This window comes from Pristimantibacillus sp. PTI5, assembly GCF_048572955.1.
Lineage (GTDB): Bacteria > Bacillota > Bacilli > Paenibacillales > Paenibacillaceae > Pristimantibacillus.
Genome location: NZ_CP183886.1, coordinates 6214226 through 6232476, shown reverse-complemented (window position 1 = coordinate 6232476; position 18251 = coordinate 6214226). Strand labels below are relative to the sequence as shown.

At 49.7% G+C, this 18251-nt stretch carries 15 protein-coding genes; 6 read left to right on the top strand and 9 right to left on the bottom strand.

Translation table 11 applies throughout. The annotated features are described in order from the left end of the window. Positions 1–32: 32 nt before the first annotated feature. On the bottom strand, positions 33–1328 hold the full coding sequence (gene aroA / locus ACN6MW_RS27470; protein WP_419872980.1) for a 3-phosphoshikimate 1-carboxyvinyltransferase: 1296 nt from the start codon (positions 1326–1328) through the stop codon (positions 33–35). A gap of 75 nt (positions 1329–1403) precedes the next feature. Beyond that, positions 1404–1928 (bottom strand): shikimate kinase, encoded by a 525-nt coding sequence (locus tag ACN6MW_RS27465; RefSeq protein WP_419872979.1) that lies wholly within the window; start codon positions 1926–1928, stop codon positions 1404–1406. Positions 1929–2072: 144 nt separating this feature from the next. On the opposite strand from ACN6MW_RS27465, the gene ACN6MW_RS27460 reads away from it, so the two are divergent. Next, positions 2073–2396, top strand: coding sequence for a hypothetical protein (locus ACN6MW_RS27460; protein WP_419872978.1), 324 nt, complete (start codon positions 2073–2075; stop codon positions 2394–2396). A gap of 13 nt (positions 2397–2409) precedes the next feature. Here ACN6MW_RS27460 and gndA read toward each other — a convergent pair whose 3' ends face one another. The 6 genes from gndA to ACN6MW_RS27430 form a co-directional block, all read right to left on the bottom strand. Continuing rightward, positions 2410–3822: an NADP-dependent phosphogluconate dehydrogenase gene (gene gndA, locus ACN6MW_RS27455; RefSeq protein ID WP_419872977.1), complete on the bottom strand. Its 1413-nt coding sequence runs from the start codon at positions 3820–3822 to the stop codon at positions 2410–2412. A gap of 284 nt (positions 3823–4106) precedes the next feature. Further along, the gene (locus ACN6MW_RS27450) at positions 4107–4703 is read right to left on the bottom strand and encodes a hypothetical protein (RefSeq protein WP_308994679.1); all 597 of its coding nucleotides are present in this window, start codon (positions 4701–4703) and stop codon (positions 4107–4109) included. A gap of 295 nt (positions 4704–4998) precedes the next feature. Then, entirely contained in the window at positions 4999–6720 is a 1722-nt protein-coding gene (locus ACN6MW_RS27445) for a proline--tRNA ligase (RefSeq protein ID WP_419872976.1), read from the bottom strand. Positions 6721–7088: 368 nt separating this feature from the next. Beyond that, the gene (locus tag ACN6MW_RS27440; RefSeq protein ID WP_419872975.1) at positions 7089–8240 is read right to left on the bottom strand and encodes an ABC transporter permease; all 1152 of its coding nucleotides are present in this window, start codon (positions 8238–8240) and stop codon (positions 7089–7091) included. After that, positions 8233–9405 carry an ABC transporter permease gene (locus ACN6MW_RS27435; RefSeq protein WP_419872974.1) on the bottom strand — a complete coding sequence of 391 codons (1173 nt, stop codon included), beginning with the start codon at positions 9403–9405 and terminating at the stop codon, positions 8233–8235. The genes ACN6MW_RS27440 and ACN6MW_RS27435 overlap by 8 nt, the downstream gene beginning before the upstream one ends. A gap of 12 nt (positions 9406–9417) precedes the next feature. Beyond that, positions 9418–10362, bottom strand: coding sequence for an ATP-binding cassette domain-containing protein (locus ACN6MW_RS27430; RefSeq protein WP_419872973.1), 945 nt, complete (start codon positions 10360–10362; stop codon positions 9418–9420). A 221-nt stretch (positions 10363–10583) separates the two neighbouring features. On the opposite strand from ACN6MW_RS27430, the gene ACN6MW_RS27425 reads away from it, so the two are divergent. From ACN6MW_RS27425 to ACN6MW_RS27415, 3 genes are read left to right on the top strand one after another with little or no spacing between them, the layout of a single operon-like run. Next, a complete protein-coding gene (locus ACN6MW_RS27425) occupies positions 10584–11714 on the top strand; it encodes a sensor histidine kinase (protein WP_419872972.1) in 1131 nt (376 codons plus the stop codon). 38 nt (positions 11715–11752) lie between these two features. Next, entirely contained in the window at positions 11753–12391 is a 639-nt protein-coding gene (locus ACN6MW_RS27420) for a response regulator transcription factor (RefSeq protein ID WP_419872971.1), read from the top strand. A gap of 29 nt (positions 12392–12420) precedes the next feature. Further along, on the top strand, positions 12421–13068 hold the full coding sequence (locus tag ACN6MW_RS27415) for a DUF1054 domain-containing protein (protein WP_419872970.1): 648 nt from the start codon (positions 12421–12423) through the stop codon (positions 13066–13068). 68 nt (positions 13069–13136) lie between these two features. Here the strand turns inward: ACN6MW_RS27415 and ACN6MW_RS27410 are convergent, their stop codons facing one another. Continuing rightward, positions 13137–16166 (bottom strand): efflux RND transporter permease subunit, encoded by a 3030-nt coding sequence (locus ACN6MW_RS27410; RefSeq protein ID WP_419872969.1) that lies wholly within the window; start codon positions 16164–16166, stop codon positions 13137–13139. Positions 16167–16408: 242 nt separating this feature from the next. Here ACN6MW_RS27410 and ACN6MW_RS27405 point away from each other — a divergent pair, with 242 nt between their 5' ends. Further along, the gene (locus ACN6MW_RS27405; RefSeq protein WP_419872968.1) at positions 16409–17179 is read left to right on the top strand and encodes an ABC transporter ATP-binding protein; all 771 of its coding nucleotides are present in this window, start codon (positions 16409–16411) and stop codon (positions 17177–17179) included. After that, complete coding sequence (locus ACN6MW_RS27400) at positions 17176–18195, top strand: ABC transporter permease (protein ID WP_419872967.1); 1020 nt, start codon at positions 17176–17178, stop codon at positions 18193–18195. Before ACN6MW_RS27405 ends, ACN6MW_RS27400 begins: the two co-directional genes overlap by 4 nt. The last annotated feature ends 56 nt before the right edge of the window (positions 18196–18251 follow it).

The following is an 18251-nucleotide window of genomic DNA, read 5'->3' as shown; positions in this document are numbered from 1 at the left end:
TATGAACAATAGTTTAAGCGTCTTTCGTCCGTTTATCCTTCAATCCATTCTACATTTGCGCCAAGCGCTTTTAAATGATCGAAATAAATCGGATACGACTTGGCAACATGATGGGCATCGCGGATGCGAAGCGGCTGTTTCGCCCGCAGGCCCACAACCGTCAACGCCATAATAACGCGGTGATCATAATGGGCATTGATCTCGACGCCGCCTTCCACACCTTCCGGCCGGCCGTGTACGATAATCTCAGCTTGACGTTCTTCTACGTTTGCGCCTGCTTTTCGAAGTTCGTTTAAGTAATCGGTAATGCGGTCGCATTCTTTATAACGCAAATTTTCTACATTATAAAACCGGGAAGTTCCTTCGGCAAATACAGCCGCAGCTACCATCGCTAGAACCGCGTCCGTCGCGTGGTCACCGTCAAACTCAACCGCTTTTAGCTTGCCGTTGCCTTTTACATGAACGATTCCGTTCTCATGCGTGAGAGGAACCTCCATCATCTTCAGCACATCAACTACCGCGCGCTCGCCTTGCTTGCTCTTCTCTTCCAAACGATGTACGATGACATCCGACTCCGTCACGGCGGCTGCTGCTAAAATGGCCGCGGAGCCCGGGTAGTCTCCTTGTACGGAATATGTTTTTGCCTCGTAGCTTTGACCGCCTGGAACGCGGAAGCGCATATAGTCCTCATCCGCATGGATGATAATACCTGCTTGCTCCAGCACCTCAAGAGTCTGGCCGACGACAACCTTTGATTTTAAATCATGCAATACTTCAATCTCGCTATCATCCTCCAATAGAGGCGTCAAAAATAACAGAGCGCTTAAAAATTGCGAGCTGATGTTGCCTGATACTTGAATTTTCCCGCCTTTTGGCGCACCGCCTTGAATGCGGATCGGAAGTTTCCCTTCATTGTGTTCAATGGAAACGCCCATCGCGGATAACGAATCGATCAAATCGCTATGCGGCCGTTTGCCGAGCGAATCCGGATAACGGTTGATGAAGGTAACGTCTGGACATAAAGCAGCTATGGCCATCAAAAAACGCAATACGGCGCCGGCATTCCCTACATCAAGCTGCTCAACAGGCTTCGGATGACGGCCAAAGCCCGTTATCGTGATTTTCTCCTCGTCTTCCTCCACAATAGCGCCCAAATCTCGGATGCAGCGTCGCATCGCATCGCTATCCTCGCTATGGGCAGGAAAATAAATCGTGCTTGTGCCTTCAGCAAGCGCGGCTACCAACAGGTAGCGAGTCGTGTAGTTTTTCGAAGAAAGCGCTTGAAGCTCACCTTCAAGTCTTGGCGTTGGTGTCACTAAAACGTCCATAGTTCGTATGATCTCCCTTTACAATATGATATACATCCCAAGGGCAGCAAGCCTCCTGAAATGATGTTTCATTTACTATTGCTCCTTGGCCCATTGCTCCAGAATAGTCGCAACGACCTCTTCGGCAGACATATTCGTCGTATCAATCGTAAGATGCGCAAAATCGTAAGCATGCTTACGCTGCTCCAACAGCAAATTCACTCGTTCTTCCGCGTTACCCTGCAGCAGGGGACGGGCATTATCCGTCTTCACCCGTGCAATAATTTGCTCTGGGTCCGCTTTTAGCGCGACGACATAACCTTTGCTCAGCATCAGCTCCCGGTTTTCCTCGCGAAGCACAGCGCCTCCGCCCGTAGCAAGAACGCAGGAATCACCGCTTGCCAAAATCAAATCCAGCACTTTGGTTTCGATTTCACGAAATCCAGCTTCACCGTCAGTCGCGAAAATATCAGAAATCCGCTTATTTTCAAGCCTCTCGATTTCCTCGTCCCCGTCGACCCGCTTCCAGCCCAGCTTCTCCGCGAGCAGCTTGCTGACGGTTGATTTGCCGGTTCCCATAAACCCGATCAACACTAATTTATTCCATAGCTGCCTTTCCATCTAACGGTTTCACCCTTTTCATTCTTCCTAAACCATTTTTTCTAAAACATCATATCATTTTTTTATTATTCTAGGGTATAAAAAAGTTACATATGTCGTATGGATGATAATGATGTTTAATCAACGATAGGAGTGACGTTAGCGATGACCAGAGATCTTCATTTGCAAGGTCCCCACCCCACTCAAAAGCGTATCAATCGGATTCTCGATCCTGATCATCCCCTTTGCCGTGAGGATGTCATATGGGTGCTCGAGTTTATTAAAAAAAAGGTGGCTGACGAAGATCCAGCCTTAATGGATCTTTCGCAGCCACGCTTAATGCAAAACTTTCATTTTTTTGCCGAAGCGGCCATGTCGCTCATTCACCGGAGACATTACTCCGATCAAGAGGCTGATCGTCTGCGGAACTGGCTGCGCCTGGCAACCTACGGATTAATTACGGACAATCCCCTCGAGACGAGTCAATAAATGGCTTTTGGAATTAAGATTGCATCCAGTTGAAGTGGAAGCTGCCTTCTTTGTCCAAACGCTTGAACGTATGTGCACCGAAGTAATCACGCTGCGCTTGAAGCAGGTTCGCCGGCAGACGCTCCGTACGGTAGCTGTCGAAATACGCGATAGCGCTTGAGAACGCTGGTACCGGAACGCCGTTTGTAACGGCAGTCGCAATCACTTCACGCCATGCGCCTTGGTACGTTTCAACGATGTTTTGGAAATAAGAATCGAGCAACAGGTTGCGCAGATTCGGATCACGGTCGTAAGCGTCTTTGATGTTTTGCAGGAAGCGTGCACGGATAATGCAGCCGCCGCGGAAAATCATCGCGATTTCTCCGTATTTAAGATCCCAGTTGTATTCTTCGGAAGCTGCGCGCATTTGGGCAAAGCCTTGTGCGTACGAGCAGATTTTACTTGCAAACAATGCTTTGCGCACTGACTCGATAAATGCTGCTCTGTCGCCTGTGAACGGTGCTTTTGCAGGACCGTTAAGGACCTTGCTAGCCGCAACGCGCTCTTCCTTCATAGCGGACAAGAAGCGAGTGAATACGGATTCTGTAATGATGGAAAGAGGTACGCCAAGATCAAGCGAGCTTTGGCTGGTCCATTTTCCTGTGCCCTTTTGACCAGCGGAATCCAAGATAACGTCTACCATTGGTTTGCCTGTCTCAGGATCGTATTTGGAGAAGATATCTCTTGTAATTTCGATAAGATAGCTGTCTAGCTCGCCTTTGTTCCACTCGGCGAAGATCTCGTGAAGCTCTTCGGCACTGACGTCAAGAACGTTCTTGAGCAGGTCATAAGCTTCGCAAATCAGCTGCATGTCGCCATACTCGATTCCGTTATGTACCATCTTCACATAGTGGCCTGCGCCGTCTGGTCCGATATAGGTGCAGCATGCGTCATCTCCGACTTTTGCGGAAATTGCGGTAAGGATTGGTTCGACCAGCTCGTATGCGGATTTTTGTCCGCCCGGCATAATGGAAGGTCCTTTCAAAGCGCCCTCTTCACCGCCGGAAACGCCCGTGCCGATGAAACGGAAGCCTTTAGCTTCAAGATCCTTGCTGCGGCGAACGGTATCAGGGAAATATGCGTTTCCGCCGTCAATGATAATGTCGCCTTCCGCCAAATGGGGAACAAGGGAATCGATTGTTGCGTCCGTGCCCGCTCCTGCTTGTACCATGATCAAAATTTTGCGCGGAATTTCAAGCGATTGAACAAACTCTTCGATTGTATAGGTAGGGAAAAGGTTTTTTCCTGCCGCTTCTTGAACGAGATCATCTGTCTTCTCGCGGGAACGGTTGAACACCGATACCGTGAAACCTCTGCTCTCAATGTTAAGGGCAAGGTTTTTACCCATCACGGCCAATCCAATTACGCCAATTTGCTGTTTTGACATCTGGTTCTTCCATCCTTTATCGTCTATTTTGGGTCACAATAGTTTTATTTTACTCTTTTTATTCCAAGAAGAAAACTGCCTAACCCGAAAAATGTCGGAATATCGGCATCAAAATTATTGACCGATTTAAAAAGAATATCTTATATATGCTTAATTACCCCATATTTTTCATGAAAATAGACAAATGGTTTCCTCTTTGCCATACAACCTAAAAACGATCAATCGCTGGTTGATTCTCAGCAATTGATCGTTTTATGTTTTCATATCGGGGTAGCCAACTATCATCAGAGTTCCAGTTGCAACATTTCCGAGCGAAGTGCCATCAATCGCTCTTTGGACTCAGAAACCGCTTCCTCGTCCGTGCCCTGCAGTGCGTCAAACAGCATCGACAACTCGTAATCAAGCTCATAGCGCAGCACGATGGCTCTTTCTTCTGCACGCTTGGATTGAAAAGCTCTGATCATTTCTTCTATTGTAACGAAAGGCTTCTTCTGATAAATAATCCGATGTTCCATACCGGACACCTCCACGAGTCGTATAATCTCACCGAACATAATACTCTCAATGACGATTTGACGATCTTTAATGCGCTTTACAACCGCATGTCCACGTGTGTCATTAATCAGCTTTTCAATCAACTCTGACAGCTTCTCGTCTTTAATAATGTAATCTCCGACAATTTTGTAACGGTTCTTCATACGCTGGAATTGAAGCTTAACGAGCTTGCGGCCGGTTCGGATCGATACAAGGAACTGTCCCTCCGTCTCGCTCCAGTACAAGGAATAACCCTCCTGAATAAGATCGCGGATGAGATTTTGGATTTGCCGGCGGTCAAATCGCAGCTCCAAATTGCAATATTCGACTTCATGGCTTTTGTTCACGGCAATCCCTTCCTTACCTCAGATTAGTTGACGAAATGTTCTGATAATTTGTTCTTACTTTTATCTTATACTCCATCTTATGTTATGGCAACTTGGATTATTGACTAATTTTACGCTGAAAGGCGACTTTCATAAAAAAAGGGCGCGCCCGCCTCCAGATCGAGACGGTTCGCACCCTGTATTCCTGAATATTCCATAGGCAGCGGTGGAATTTCAAAAAAAATTTGCTTAGATGCGGTACGAATTCGCATCCGCACCGCATCTTCATGCTGTAAGCAGCGCCTATAAGCAATAATCAATATTCTGATCCGAGCGCGAATGAAATCGCTTCTTCCAAGCCCAGCTTTTGGATTTCTCCTGCCTTTCTTACCTTCAGCTCTACCGCTCCTTCGGCTGCGTGTTTGCCGACGACGATGCGAAGCGGTATCCCGATCAAATCCGAATCCTTGAATTTAACGCCGGGCCGTTCGTCGCGATCATCCATAAGCGTATCCACTCCAGCTTCGTTAAGCCTGGCGGTAATGTGAGCGGCCAAATCCATTTGCACGGGATCTTTCACCGATACGGGCACCACATGTACCTGGTATGGCGCGATTGACCTTGGCCATAGGATTCCGTTGCTGTCGCTGTGCTGCTCCAATACGGCAGACAGCAGCCTGGATACCCCAATTCCGTAACAGCCCATAATAAAAGGCTGCGCTGTGCCTGAGGCATTCAAATATTTGGCTTGCAATGACTCGCTGTATTTGGTGCCAAGCTTAAATACATGGCCGACTTCTATGCCGCGGTAGAACGTCAAGCTTCCCTCCTCGCAGCGCGGGCAGCAATCTCCCGCCGCTGCATTGCGGTAATCGCCGGCTTGCGCCTGCGCCAAATGCACATTCGGTCTCACATTGCCAAGGTGGACATCCTTTTCATTAGCTCCTGCGATTCCGCTCTCCATTGCAAGAACCGCAAAATCAGCGAGAATTGGAATCTTAAGGCCAATCGGACCCGCAAAGCCGATAGGCGCGCCAGTCACCAGTTCTGTTGTCGCTTGATCCGCCAGCTCGAGACGGGCCGCAGCCAGCTTGTTCTTCACTTTAATTTCATTCACCTCGTGATCTCCCCGGATGATGACGGCTACAGGATCGCCATCGGCTAAGTAGATCATTGTTTTGATGAAAGAATCCGCTCCAAGCCCAAATGCTTCGGAAAGCTGATCGATTTTCCTTAGATCCGGCGTATAATGGCGCTCAAGCTCAAACGCGTGATCCATCCGAACTGATGCTTTCCCGGGGTCCCCCTTCGCCTTCGTTCCATACTCCGCTTTTTCCAGGTTTGCGGCGTAGCTGCAAGCATCGCATACCGCTATCGTGTCTTCGCCAATATCCGCAAGCGCCATAAATTCATGCGTTCCGCCCTCGCCGCCGATAGAACCCGCATCTGCTTCAACGGATCGGAAATTGAGCCCGCAGCGAGTAAATACACGGTGATAGGCTTCATACATGCTGGTGTAGCTGCGGTGAAGCCCTTCCCAATCCGCGTCAAAGGAGTATGCGTCCTTCATCAGAAACTCCCTGCCGCGCAGCAAGCCGAAACGCGGCCGTTTCTCATCGCGGAACTTCGTTTGGATTTGATAAAGCGTCAAGGGAAGCTGCCGGTAGGAACTCACCTCGCTGCGGACCAAAGCCGTAATAACTTCTTCGTGTGTCGGGCCAAGCGTAAACTCGCGCTCATGCCGGTCCCGCAGCCGCATGAGTTCAGGTCCGTAAAGCTCATAGCGGCCGGATTGCTGCCACAATTCGGCAGGCTGCATCGCCGGCATTAAGACCTCTTGCGCTCCGGCGTGATCCATTTCCTCACGGACAATTTGCTCTAATTTCCTTAATACGCGGCGGCCCAGCGGCAAATAGGTATAAATTCCGGCAGCTAGCTGCCGGATTAGTCCCGCGCGCAGCATCCATTGATGACTGACTGCTTCCGCGTCGGATGGCGCTTCCCGCAGGGTTGGCATTAAAAGCTGGCTTTGTCTCATTTCTTGGTAACCCTCCAATCATAATCATCCCGTTTTTTTGAAAACAAAAAGAACGCAATCGTAAGGGACGAATGCGTTCGTGGTACCACCCTAATATAGCCGCAATAAACATGAGCAGCTCTTATGCGATAACGGAATAAAATTCCGGCAGCAGCACGGTCCAAAAATTACTGCTGCAGCTCGCAAGGTAGGGATGAATCAATCGTTTATAGAAGCCTTGCAGCCTGCGGGCTTCCTCTCTGGAATAAACGTTTGCTGATTATCATAGCCTTGGTCAACGCTGTTAGAAAGTCATGAAGTTTTGACAAATTTACAATACTACGCTTTCGAAGTCAAGACTATTTTCGCGGGAACCAAACGAACGGCGGTCAGCTCGTGCGATTCGGTCTAAGCACCACCGAGCCAAAGGCCAGCAATACGGCAGCGAACAAAAGCAGGATCAGCAGCTGCAGGCCGATATCGCTAAAGCTGCCTCCGCCCCCCAAGCGGTCAATCGCCATAATCGCCCATTTTTGAGGGGTGAAATTGGCAAGCTTTTGCATGAAATCAGGCAGAATCGAAAGCGGGAAAAAGCAGCCGCTGATCATGCAGGAAGGCGTTATCACTAGATTGTTGATTTGGGAGAGCTGCGTGCTGTTACGTACCAGGCCGGCGATGGCTGAAGCTACGCCGACTGCCGCGAGCAGGAAAAATTCCAGAACTAGCAGCATGGAGCCAAAAGGAATGCCGGGCGAATAGCCGAAGACGAAATACATCAGGCTCAGTACAATTATAAGCTGCATGGTGCCTACCAGCATGCTGCCCATAAAATTGCCGAACGCGATATCCAAGGACCGTAGCGGTGCGGTATACATTCTAGCCATTGTTCGCTGCTCCCGGTCCTCCATTACAAACCCGATGGATTGACTGACGAGAAGCATAAGAAACATCAGGATCAGCCCGATCATCATCGGATTGGAAACGATTTGGCCAAGCTTCATTTCGGCATTTTCTGCGGTAATGACGGGTACTGCTTGTGCTTCAAGCAGCGCTGTCAGCTTTGTTAAATCAATACCCGCTTCGTCTCCGTCTCCCCGAATAAGATTGACAGATGCAAATAGCCGGTCTGCTTCCGTTGCTAGAATCGCGGCAAGCGAGGCGTTCCACAGCTGCTGATCCATTTGGTAGAGAGAAGCGTTAGCTTGAGTTCCCTTAAGCATTTTCTCCGTAAAATCGGAAGGAATAAAAATGGCGGCGTCTGCATTCCCGTCGACTACGAGCGTTTTAAGCTCTTGCTCGGATTTGGATTCGCTTTGAATATCGAAAAGCGTCTCCTTTACGATCGAGGAAGCTAAATAGGCGCCTAATATTCCCGTATCCGCATTATTCACCGCGATAACGGTTTTTTTTCCTTCTAAGCTTGAGAACAACCCGACCATCATGGATAAAATAAGCGCCGGAATCAGTACATTCATTATCAGCCCGCGACGTGTCCCCATCGTTCTGCGTATAAGCTGCACTGCGATATGCAAGCTAGGCATGCTGCTTTACCACCTTTGGCAATCTAACGATTGCGATTATTGTAAGCGCGATTGCGATCAGTCCGAGTATACCGATTCCGTGCCAAACCTCCGAGTCGGCCGTGCCGCTCATGATGGCTCGAAGACTTTCGTTGGCCCAGTGATTTATCGTTAATTTATTAGCTCCACTGACCATTCTCTCGATACCGGTCATCATGCCTCCGCTAAGAAACGTCATGCTGAATACGATGATAGTAAATAAGGTTTGCGTTGTTTTTCTCGTGCGGGCAATCGAAGCGATCGAGATCGCAAGCGCTGCGCCAGCCGCTGTCGTAAGCAAACAAATTAACGCAATGGCTCCAAACTGTCTGCCCCAATCCACGTCGTATACATAAGTTGTAAACGCTACAATGACAACCGCTTGCAGCGCAGCAAGCATCACAGCGCCTACGATGATACCAAACACGATCGCTCGGAATGAATGCGGGATTGCATACAACCGGTGAAGCGTACCGCTTTCTTTTTGGTTCAGCAATGCGATAGCCGCCGACATGCCGCCATACAGCAGGAACATGATTAGGTAAGCTGCCGAATAATATTGGATAGCTGAAGTCTCGCCAAAAAACTGGCTGTCTCCCATTCCAAGGTTACGGATGATAATCGGTGATTCAGCTTCAGCAGCAGAATTACCGTTTTCCGCGCCGGCTCCTGAGTCCTCCGCAGTCCCAAGCGTCTTCATGGCAGCAAGCTTCATGTTCACGTTTGACATATAACGATCGACAAACGCATCCGCTGCAATATTTTTCTCTTCGTATCGTCCGCTGAACGTGAGCCACTTAGCCGAATCCCCCTCCATCACCTGCTTGGAGAAAATAGCTGGGATAAATACGCCGAAATCCGCTTGGCCTTCCCGCACCCAGTCCTTCACTTCGCTTTCCGATTTTGCCTGAAGAACCTTGATGTGCGGCTGATTGGCTTCATCGTTCCAAAAAGCATCGATGCTCGCTTTGAGCTCACCCTGATCCTCGTTGAAGTAAGCGATCTTGGCAGGCTTAATCTCCGTATCGAATGCGCTGCCCAGCAGCAAAATTAACAAAAGCGGCAATCCAATCAATAAAATAAGAACGGAACGCATCCGACTGTATTTAATCAATTCATAATAAGCTGTCGTCCACCAAACTCTCATCGTAAGCACCTCCTATTCGTCGCGTAAATTGCGTCCGGTCATTTGCAGAAAAAGCGATTCGAGATTCGGCTCTACCCGTGTCAGCTTGCGCAGATTAATGCCGTGCTTCTGAATGATAAACAATAAATCTTGGAGGATGGACGGCGATTCCTTTACCGAAACCTCCAGCGTCATCCCGTTATCCCGCTCATCCAGATGCTGCACGCCAGGATGCCCTGCCATTTCATCCCGCGCAGGCACCGACAGACGGTCGATTTCAAATATCAGCTTCTCGTCCTGCCCGACCTGGCGTTTTAATTCATCCTTTGTGCCGCATGCGATAAGCTTGCCTTGATCGAGGATTCCGATTTTCGTGCATATCGCCTCCACCTCTTCCATGTAGTGGCTCGTATAAATCACGGTTGAGCCTAGTTTGTTTAAGGCTCTTACCGATTCTAAAATGTGGTTTCTGGATTGCGGGTCGATTCCGACTGTCGGCTCATCCATGATTATCAGCTTTGGCCGGTGCATGATGGCGCATGCGATATTGAGCCGTCTTTTCATGCCGCCGGAGAAGGTTGACGGTTTCTCCTTCGCTTTCTCAAGCAATCCGACAAATTGCAGCGCCTCGTCCACGCGATCGCGTAGCAGCGAGCCTCGAAGACCATACAGCTTCGCAAAAAAAGTTACATTTTCTTGTGCGGTCAACGTCTCGTATATGGCGAGCTCCTGCGGCACTAACCCGATCCGTTTTTTTACCTCAAGCGGCTGCTTTCGAATGGAGTAGCCATCAACCAGAATGTCGCCGCCGCTAGGAGACAGCAGGCCCGACAGCATATGGATGGTTGTGCTTTTGCCTGCGCCGTTCGGACCAAGCAATCCGAAAATTTCACCCTCGCCGATATTAAAAGTAAGGTGGTTAACGGTTAACGCCGTATCGTATTTTTTGATAACCTCGCGAAATGTAACTAGATTCATAAATCACTCAGCCTCCTGGTTTCTTTCTGATAAACCTATTGTACGCCACGACGAATAAGGAAACAGGTCTATTAAGTCACCTTCTGAAGGTGACAAAAGTCACCTCTTGCCAAAGGCCGTACCGAAAGCGTGAAGGTTGGATGAATACCTTTTTTCATTTCGAACATCCCTCAGAGATTGTGCTATAATGAAGCAAATTCAGCTGCGGGAGCCATTTCGATATGAATATACTGCTCTATCGGATTCGAGCCTTGCTGGTAGCGGTACCTTCCGTTATCAGTGTCATTAACGTCAGTCCGAGCTTCTATGCCTTTTATACGGCCTGTGTCCTGCTTGCGCTTTTGCTGATAAAAGCGAGCTCCCTGCTTCCTAAATTCCGCAATCTATTGCTTGCAGCCGAGTTCATCAGCTTCGCTTGGTTTTCCCATACGTATGGAGGAGTCCTATTTCTCTTGCTTTTCTCTACTCTAATCGCTTCATTCCGCGGCAGGCCTGACCGCATGTACAGCATCCTGTGGTCAGCAATCGGGCTAGCAGCTCTGCTCACCGGCTTGCAAAACCGTGATCCTCAACTGCTCTTAACTGCCGCTATGCTGTGGATTACGTCAGCTGCCATTCTTTACGCTTCCAAAGAATACGAGGAAAAGCATCATCAAATAGAAGACCTGTACGAAGCGTTAGCCGCCAGCCATGCGGAGCTCGATGCCGCAAAAAGCCGTATGCAGGAATACGCGATGCAGGTTGAATATCAGGCTCAGATTGAAGAGCGCAACCGCATCGCCAAAGATATTCACGATGATCTGGGCCACCGGCTTATACGCGTCAAAATGATGTCGGAAGCCGCGCTGCATCTATTTGATGCGGATACCGCTAGAGCACGCGGCACAGTCGAGCAAATTCGCGATCAGCTGCAGGACAGCATGGAGCTGATGCGCCGGACCGTTCGAAGGTTGGCCGCAGACGGAGAAAAAGATATCAGACGTTATGCGCTCGACCGTCTCGTGGAAGAGTCGGCAGCCGGCCTCGGCATAACGGTCAACTTCCAAGTAACGGGTAATCCGAGGCCGCTGTATCCGAGTATGGAGCTCATCCTGTTCAAAAACGCCCAGGAAGCGATTACGAATGCCGTTCGTCACGGTAAAGCGACCTCCGTCACGGTTGATCTTGATTTCCTTGCCTCAAGCGTTTCGCTTACGATAGCAAATAACGGCAGTTTGCCGGAGGAGCCGATCGAAGCAGGTCTTGGCATGCGGGGCATGCGAGAACGGATGGCATTAATCGGCGGGCGAGTGGAATGGACGAAGACCGATCGTTTTTCCATCACGACGACGCTTCCGCTTCTGGGCGGTTAACGAGTATTTCAAGAGCTTAGAAATGGAGTTGTTGGCTAATGATCCAGGTTTTGATCGTGGATGACGATCCTTTTATACGCGAGAGCATGAAGGTTATTTTGGAGCTGGATCATGATTTGCATGTCGCGGGGGTTTGCGGCAACGGCCAAGAGGCAGCAGCGTTTGCGAGTCAGAATGCTGTCGATGTGGTGCTGATGGATATTCGGATGCCTGTCTGTGACGGCGTAGAGGGAACCAAGCTGCTTCGCGCGCTTAACTCACCCCCTGCCGTTCTTATCTTAACGACCTTCGATGACGATGAATACATCGCGCAAGCCATCCGAAAAGGGGCTAACGGCTATCTGCTCAAAAATGTTCCCCCGAGCCGCATTATCAGCGGCATTAAGACCGTCCATGAAGGCTCGGTCCTCATTCATCCGGACATCGCCCGCAAGCTCGCCGGGATGCTCGAGACGCCGCGTGCTGAATCCGGCAAAGCAGCTGCCATCGCCGGCCTTACGCAAGCAGAGGTTCAAATCGTAAAATTAATTGCCGATGGGCAATCCAACAAGGAGATTGCTTCATCCTTATTTTTAAGCGAAGGAACGATCAAGAATTATATATCCGAAATTTTAAACAAGCTTGAGCTTCGTGACCGCACTCAAATCGCCATTTTTTATTTGAAATTAGCGCATTAATGATTTTTTAACCAAAGGAGCATAAGCATATGACAACACAGACCGACACGGCCAAGCTAGCCGGATTTACTCAAGCTGATTTCGATGTATTCGGAATCGAGGGCCTTGAAGAACGGATGGCAGCCATTCAAAACCAGATTCAACCCAAGTTTCGCGCAATTGGGGAGCAGCTCAGCGTCGATGCTGCTGTACATGCCGGCAACGAAATGCACCTGCATGTCGCTAGGCACGCTCGCCGCAAAGTGAATCCGCCGAAGGATACTTGGCTGGCGATTTGCAGCAACAAACGCGGCTACAAGGCACATCCCCATTTCCAGCTGGGCCTGTTCGATGACCATTTATTTCTGTGGCTGGCGCTTATTTACGAGGTTCCGAACAAAGCCAATATCGCTACGGCTTTCTTAAAACAAATCGACGATGTCATCGCGAAGGTCCCAAAGGATTATGTCCTCTCTCTTGACCATATGAAAAAAGAATCGACGCCGGTCGGCACGATGACCAAAAAGGACTGGAAAGACGCGCTTGTCCGTTTCCGGGACGTGCAGAAGGCTGAGCTCCTTATCGGCCGCCATGTCCAAGCAAACGATCCTATTCTCCGCGACGGCGAAGCGCTGCTTGCTCTTGCTTCTTCCACTTATGAGACATTAATGCCGCTTTACCGGATGTCGAACCTATAACCGTCTGGCCATAACAAAAGGAGCTGTCTCCGCAAGGCATATTGCCTTCCGGGACAGCTCCTTTTTGTTTACAGCTGCTGCGCTGCAGCGGCTTCCGCCTGCGCGGTTGCTGCGCTTGCGCGTCTTTGCTTGCGTGAAGTGCGGAAGAACAACAGCTCATACACGCAAGGTACAATGATCAATGTAAGCAGCGTTGCCGCGATCAGACCTCCAATAACCACGATCGCGAGACTTTGCGATACGATGCTCCCTGATTCGTGCGAGCCGAATATGAGCGGAAGCATTGCCGACACGGTGGCTACCGCTGTCATTAAGATGGGACGCATCCGCGTCGTTGCCGCTTCGATCAGCGCTTCGCGAATGGACATCGTCAGTTCGTTCTGCTTCACCCGGTCAATTAAGACGATCGCATTCGTAACCACGATACCGATCAGCATCAGCGCTCCGAACATCGCCGTGAAGTCTGGCGTGACGCCCGATACCAGCAACCCCGTAACCGCTCCGATTGCAGCAAGCGGCAAGGAAATCATAATCGCCAGCGGCGCGCGCAGCGTCTTAAACGTCAATACCATGATGAGGTATACGATGCCGATAGAAATAAGCGCGGTTAAACCTAAATCCGCAAAATCGCTAGATTGGTCCGCGGACGCTCCTCCAACGGTTAGGGAGACCCCTTCAGGAAGCTTAAGCGCGTCAGCTGCTTTATTGATTTCGCTGCCTACGACAGACAGCTCTTTCGGCTCCGCATTAGCCGTAACGCGAATATATATCTTTCCTTCTTTATGGTAATACAAGGAAGGCTCATCGGAGCGAACCAGTTCAGCTACCTTAGAAATCGGCGCGGCGCCCGCCTCAGTCATGACTGTCAATTGTTCAAGTTCGGCGGTTGAGCCCGGATTCACGACCGGCTGCAAAATAACCGGCGTCTCGCTTTCCCCCATTTGAATCGACCCGATCGGCAGTGGATTTAGCATGCTTTGCAGCTGCATAGCCACCTCTTGGCCTTTAGCGAGGGCAGGATCGACTTTGAAGGAGTAAACCGATTTTTTCTCCTCTTGGTTGCTTACTACCTTTTGTACGCCGTCAATCGGTTTAACCGCTGCGATCAGCTGATCAGCCGTCTGAGTTAGCTGCTCCAGATTGTCGCCTGTTACATCGATAAAGATTTGCGAGGAACCCCCGCCCATTATTAAATCAGAAGCGTCTGCGGTCAAGACCGCGTCTTTATAATTATCCTTTTGCGATTTCACATTTTCCATAAACAGCTCTGCGTCAACATTATCCTTCAAATCAATCATATAGGTGATCAGGGTAGGCGAGGATACCGATCCGTATTGCGCCGCATCGGCGCTGTTGCCGAGCATCATCATGACCCATTCAATGTCTTTATCCGCAGTCAAATAGGATTCAAACTTCTTCCCTTCTTCCAATACGAGCTCCGCTGGCGTTTCGCTTGGATATTGCAGCGTAACGTTAACATTCTCGGCGCTGGAAGAGTCGAGCGCTCCTTTAGGCATCAGTACATAAGCGCTGATCGAGCCTGCAAACAACAGCACCGCAATGATGAGCGGAACGATTTTATGCGCAAGGTTCCATCTGATAAATGCTGCAAATTTTGGAGAACCGGCATGTTCCTTCTCTTTCGTTCCGCGTAAAAGCACGGCGCTCAAGAGCGGCACTACCGTCAGGGCAACAAGCAAGGAAGCGAGCAGCGAATAGGCGACTGTTAGCGCGAATGGCAGCAGGAATGCCTGCAAGGATCCGCGTAAAAGACCCATCGGTAAAAATACCGCAACCGTAACCAGCGTTGACGATGTAATCGCGGAGGCCACTTCCTTCGTCGCATCCGTAATCAGCTTAATGGAGAACGTCTCTTTTTGCAGCCTTCTATAAATATTTTCAATAACGACGATACTGTCGTCTACGAGACGTCCAACGGCTACCGCTACGCCGCCAAGCGTGATGATGTTTAGCGATACGCCGGAAAGCTGCAGCAAATACAAAGTGATGCCAAGCGATAGCGGTATCGATACAATCGTTACGATCGTCGCTTTAAAATTTCGCATGAACAATAGAATTACGATCGTTGCGAACAAAGCGCCGAGCAGCACCTCGCGCATCATGCTGTTTACGGATGATACAACTGAATCGGATGTACTCAAAATAATCGAAGCATCGATTCCATTTACGTCGGCATTCAACCGTTCAACCGTCTTCTCGATTCCCTTACCCACGGTAACGGCGTTTGCGTCAGCGGATTTAGAAATAGTGTACATAATGGCATCTTTGCCGTTCATGCGGCTAATGCTCTCTTGGTCCTTTGCAAGCTCGACGCTCGCGACATCGCCTAGCTGAACGCCGGCAGCGACCGGAAGCTTGCGCAGCGTTTCTAGATCCGTCACCTGATCATATACGTTAATATTGCCAGCCGCTCCGTCCACCGTGCGTTCTCCAATTGAAACGGATGCTCCTCTTCCTTGAAGCACGCCCATTAGCGCTTGCATAGGTATGCCTGCAGCCGCAAGCTTATCCGTATTCGGTATCACATGGACCGCCGGCGTTGATTTCCCGCTTATGCTGACCTGGCCGGCCCCCTCTGACTTTTGAAGCTCCGTCGTGACCTCTTTAAGCTTTGTTTCCTTTTCCTGCTCGCTCATTCCATCCTCGAAGGTCAATGTTACCCATGAAATCGGAATCATTGATGTGTTGAATTGGACAACGAAAGGTTTCATTACATTCTCAGGCAGCTGGACCTGATCAACGATCCGTTCAATTTCCGCCTTTGCTTCCTTCATATTCGTTTTTGAATCGAAATTTAAATTGATTTGCGCATAACCGTCACCTGAAGTCGAGAACATATCCGTTTTCCCTTTGACGAAGGTTACGGCCTCTTCCAGAGGGTTTGTCACCGACTGCTCCATTGACTTGGCGTCATTGCCTGGCCCGATAGCCGTAATCATCACCTGCGGATTATCCGCCGCCGGCAAAAACTCCATCGGCAATCTAAAATAGCTGATTACCCCCATCGCTAAAGCCATAATGACGATCAGGATGATGGCCGCCTTATTCCGGAACGACCATTCTGTCAATTTACTCATTTGTTTCCGACTCCTTTTCCCTCTACGGTTTTCTAGTGTTTTGTCTTTTCTAATCATAGAAGGAAGCGGAGATGAGAAAAAACGTCCAGAGACTGGAATTGATTCTCGCCCTTAGTCGGAAATAGACTACGACCGGAGACCGAGTCCACAAGAAAATGAGTAAGTACTCACTTCTAAATGATCGCCTTATCCACTATAATGAAGTGAGTACTTACTCATTTTATAGAACAGGAGTGTGCAAAATGACGCTAATCAGCCCAGCTTCCGCTGACTCTGTACAATCATGCAGCGCAGTAGAACTGCAAGGCATTACCCGCTCCTTTGGCGGACGCACCGTGCTAGAGGGGATTACGCTTTCCATTCCGCAGGGCGAGTTGTTTGGCCTGCTAGGCCCCTCCGGCTCAGGCAAAACAACGCTAATCAAGCTCATGACAGGAATTGACCGGGCGGATGACGGCAGCGTCCGAATGTTAGGCGAGCCGATGCCGCAGCTAAAGATGCTGCAGGCCTTCGGTTACATGGCTCAATCCGATGCGCTCTACGGCGAATTGACGGGGAAACAAAATTTAGCTTTTTTCGGTGCTATGTTCGGACTAAAGGGTGAAGCGCTTCAAGAGCGGATACAGGCCGTTTCCGAGCTTGTGGCATTGACCAGCCATTTAAACAAACAAACCTCATCTTATTCCGGTGGAATGAAACGGAGGCTCTCGCTTGCCATTGCCCTACTGCATGAGCCCAAGCTGCTTGTGCTTGACGAGCCAACGGTGGGCATTGACCCGGTTTTGCGCAAGTCCATTTGGAAGGAGCTTACCGAGCTCACCAAACAGGGCGTGACCATTATTTTGACAACGCATGTAATGGATGAAGCGGAGAAATGCGATCGTCTCGGTCTCATCCGAGAGGGAAGGCTGATCGCAGTCGATACGCCGCAAGCCATCATGGAACAAGCCCGCAGCAGCACATTAGAGGAAGCGTTCATTGCTCTAGGCCAAAGCGCAGGTGAACCGCAATGAGAATACGAGCACTTGCTATCCGGATCATTAATCAATTTTTGCGCGACAAACGGACGCTTGCCTTATTGTTTCTTGCCCCCCTCCTCATCCTGAGCTTGATGAAGCTGGTCTTTGACGGGCAAACCGTTGCTCCCTTAATCGGCACGGTTCGTCTCCCTGCTGCCTTGACTGAAAAATTCGGGCAATTAGGGGCCGAATTAATCAGCTTTGACACGGATGCCGCTGCTCAAGCTGCTATTCAAGCAGGCGATCTGGATGGCGTCCTTCAAATGGGCGAAAGCGGTCCGCAATTGATGCTTGAGGGCAGCGATCCATCGATCAACCGGGCGATATTGCTGCTGGTGCAAAATGCCGTGCAAACAAACGGAGAAGGCATGGCTCCTGCTATTGCTTATTTGCACGGCGGACCGGATATGGCCACTTTCGATTCCTTTGGTCCAATACTCATAGGTTTTTTCTCGTTCTTTTTCGTCTTCCTGCTTGCCGGCGTTTCCTTTCTAAGGGAAAGAACCAGCGGAACCTTGGAGCGCTTGCTCGCTACGCCGATCCGCCGAAGCGAGATCGTGGTCGGTTATTTAGCCGGATTCGGCATTTTCACCCTGCTGCAGGCTTCCTTAATCGCCTGGTATTCCGTCGACGTATTGGGGCTATACATGGCTGGAAACATTGGCTATATGCTGATGATTAATTTATTGCTATCATTAACGGCATTAACGCTTGGAACGCTGCTTTCCTCGTTTGCTAGCAGTGAATTTCAAATCATTCAATTCATTCCGATTGTCATCGTGCCGCAGGCGTTTTTCTCCGGCTTGTTTAATCTCGATGCCATGAATCCATGGCTGCAAAAGCTAAGCATGCTTATGCCGCTTTATTATGGGGCAGACGCGATGCAAGGCATTATGATCCGCGGCGAGGGCTGGAGAGATTTTCAGGCGGATGTATACGTGCTGGCAGGCTTCTCTCTCCTATTTGCTCTTTTAAACGTGCTGGCACTGAAAAAGCATCGTCGTATGTAGCTGGGATAAGCTTCTGATATAATGAATGGAATGGGTTATGCGAAGGAGTGTCTGAC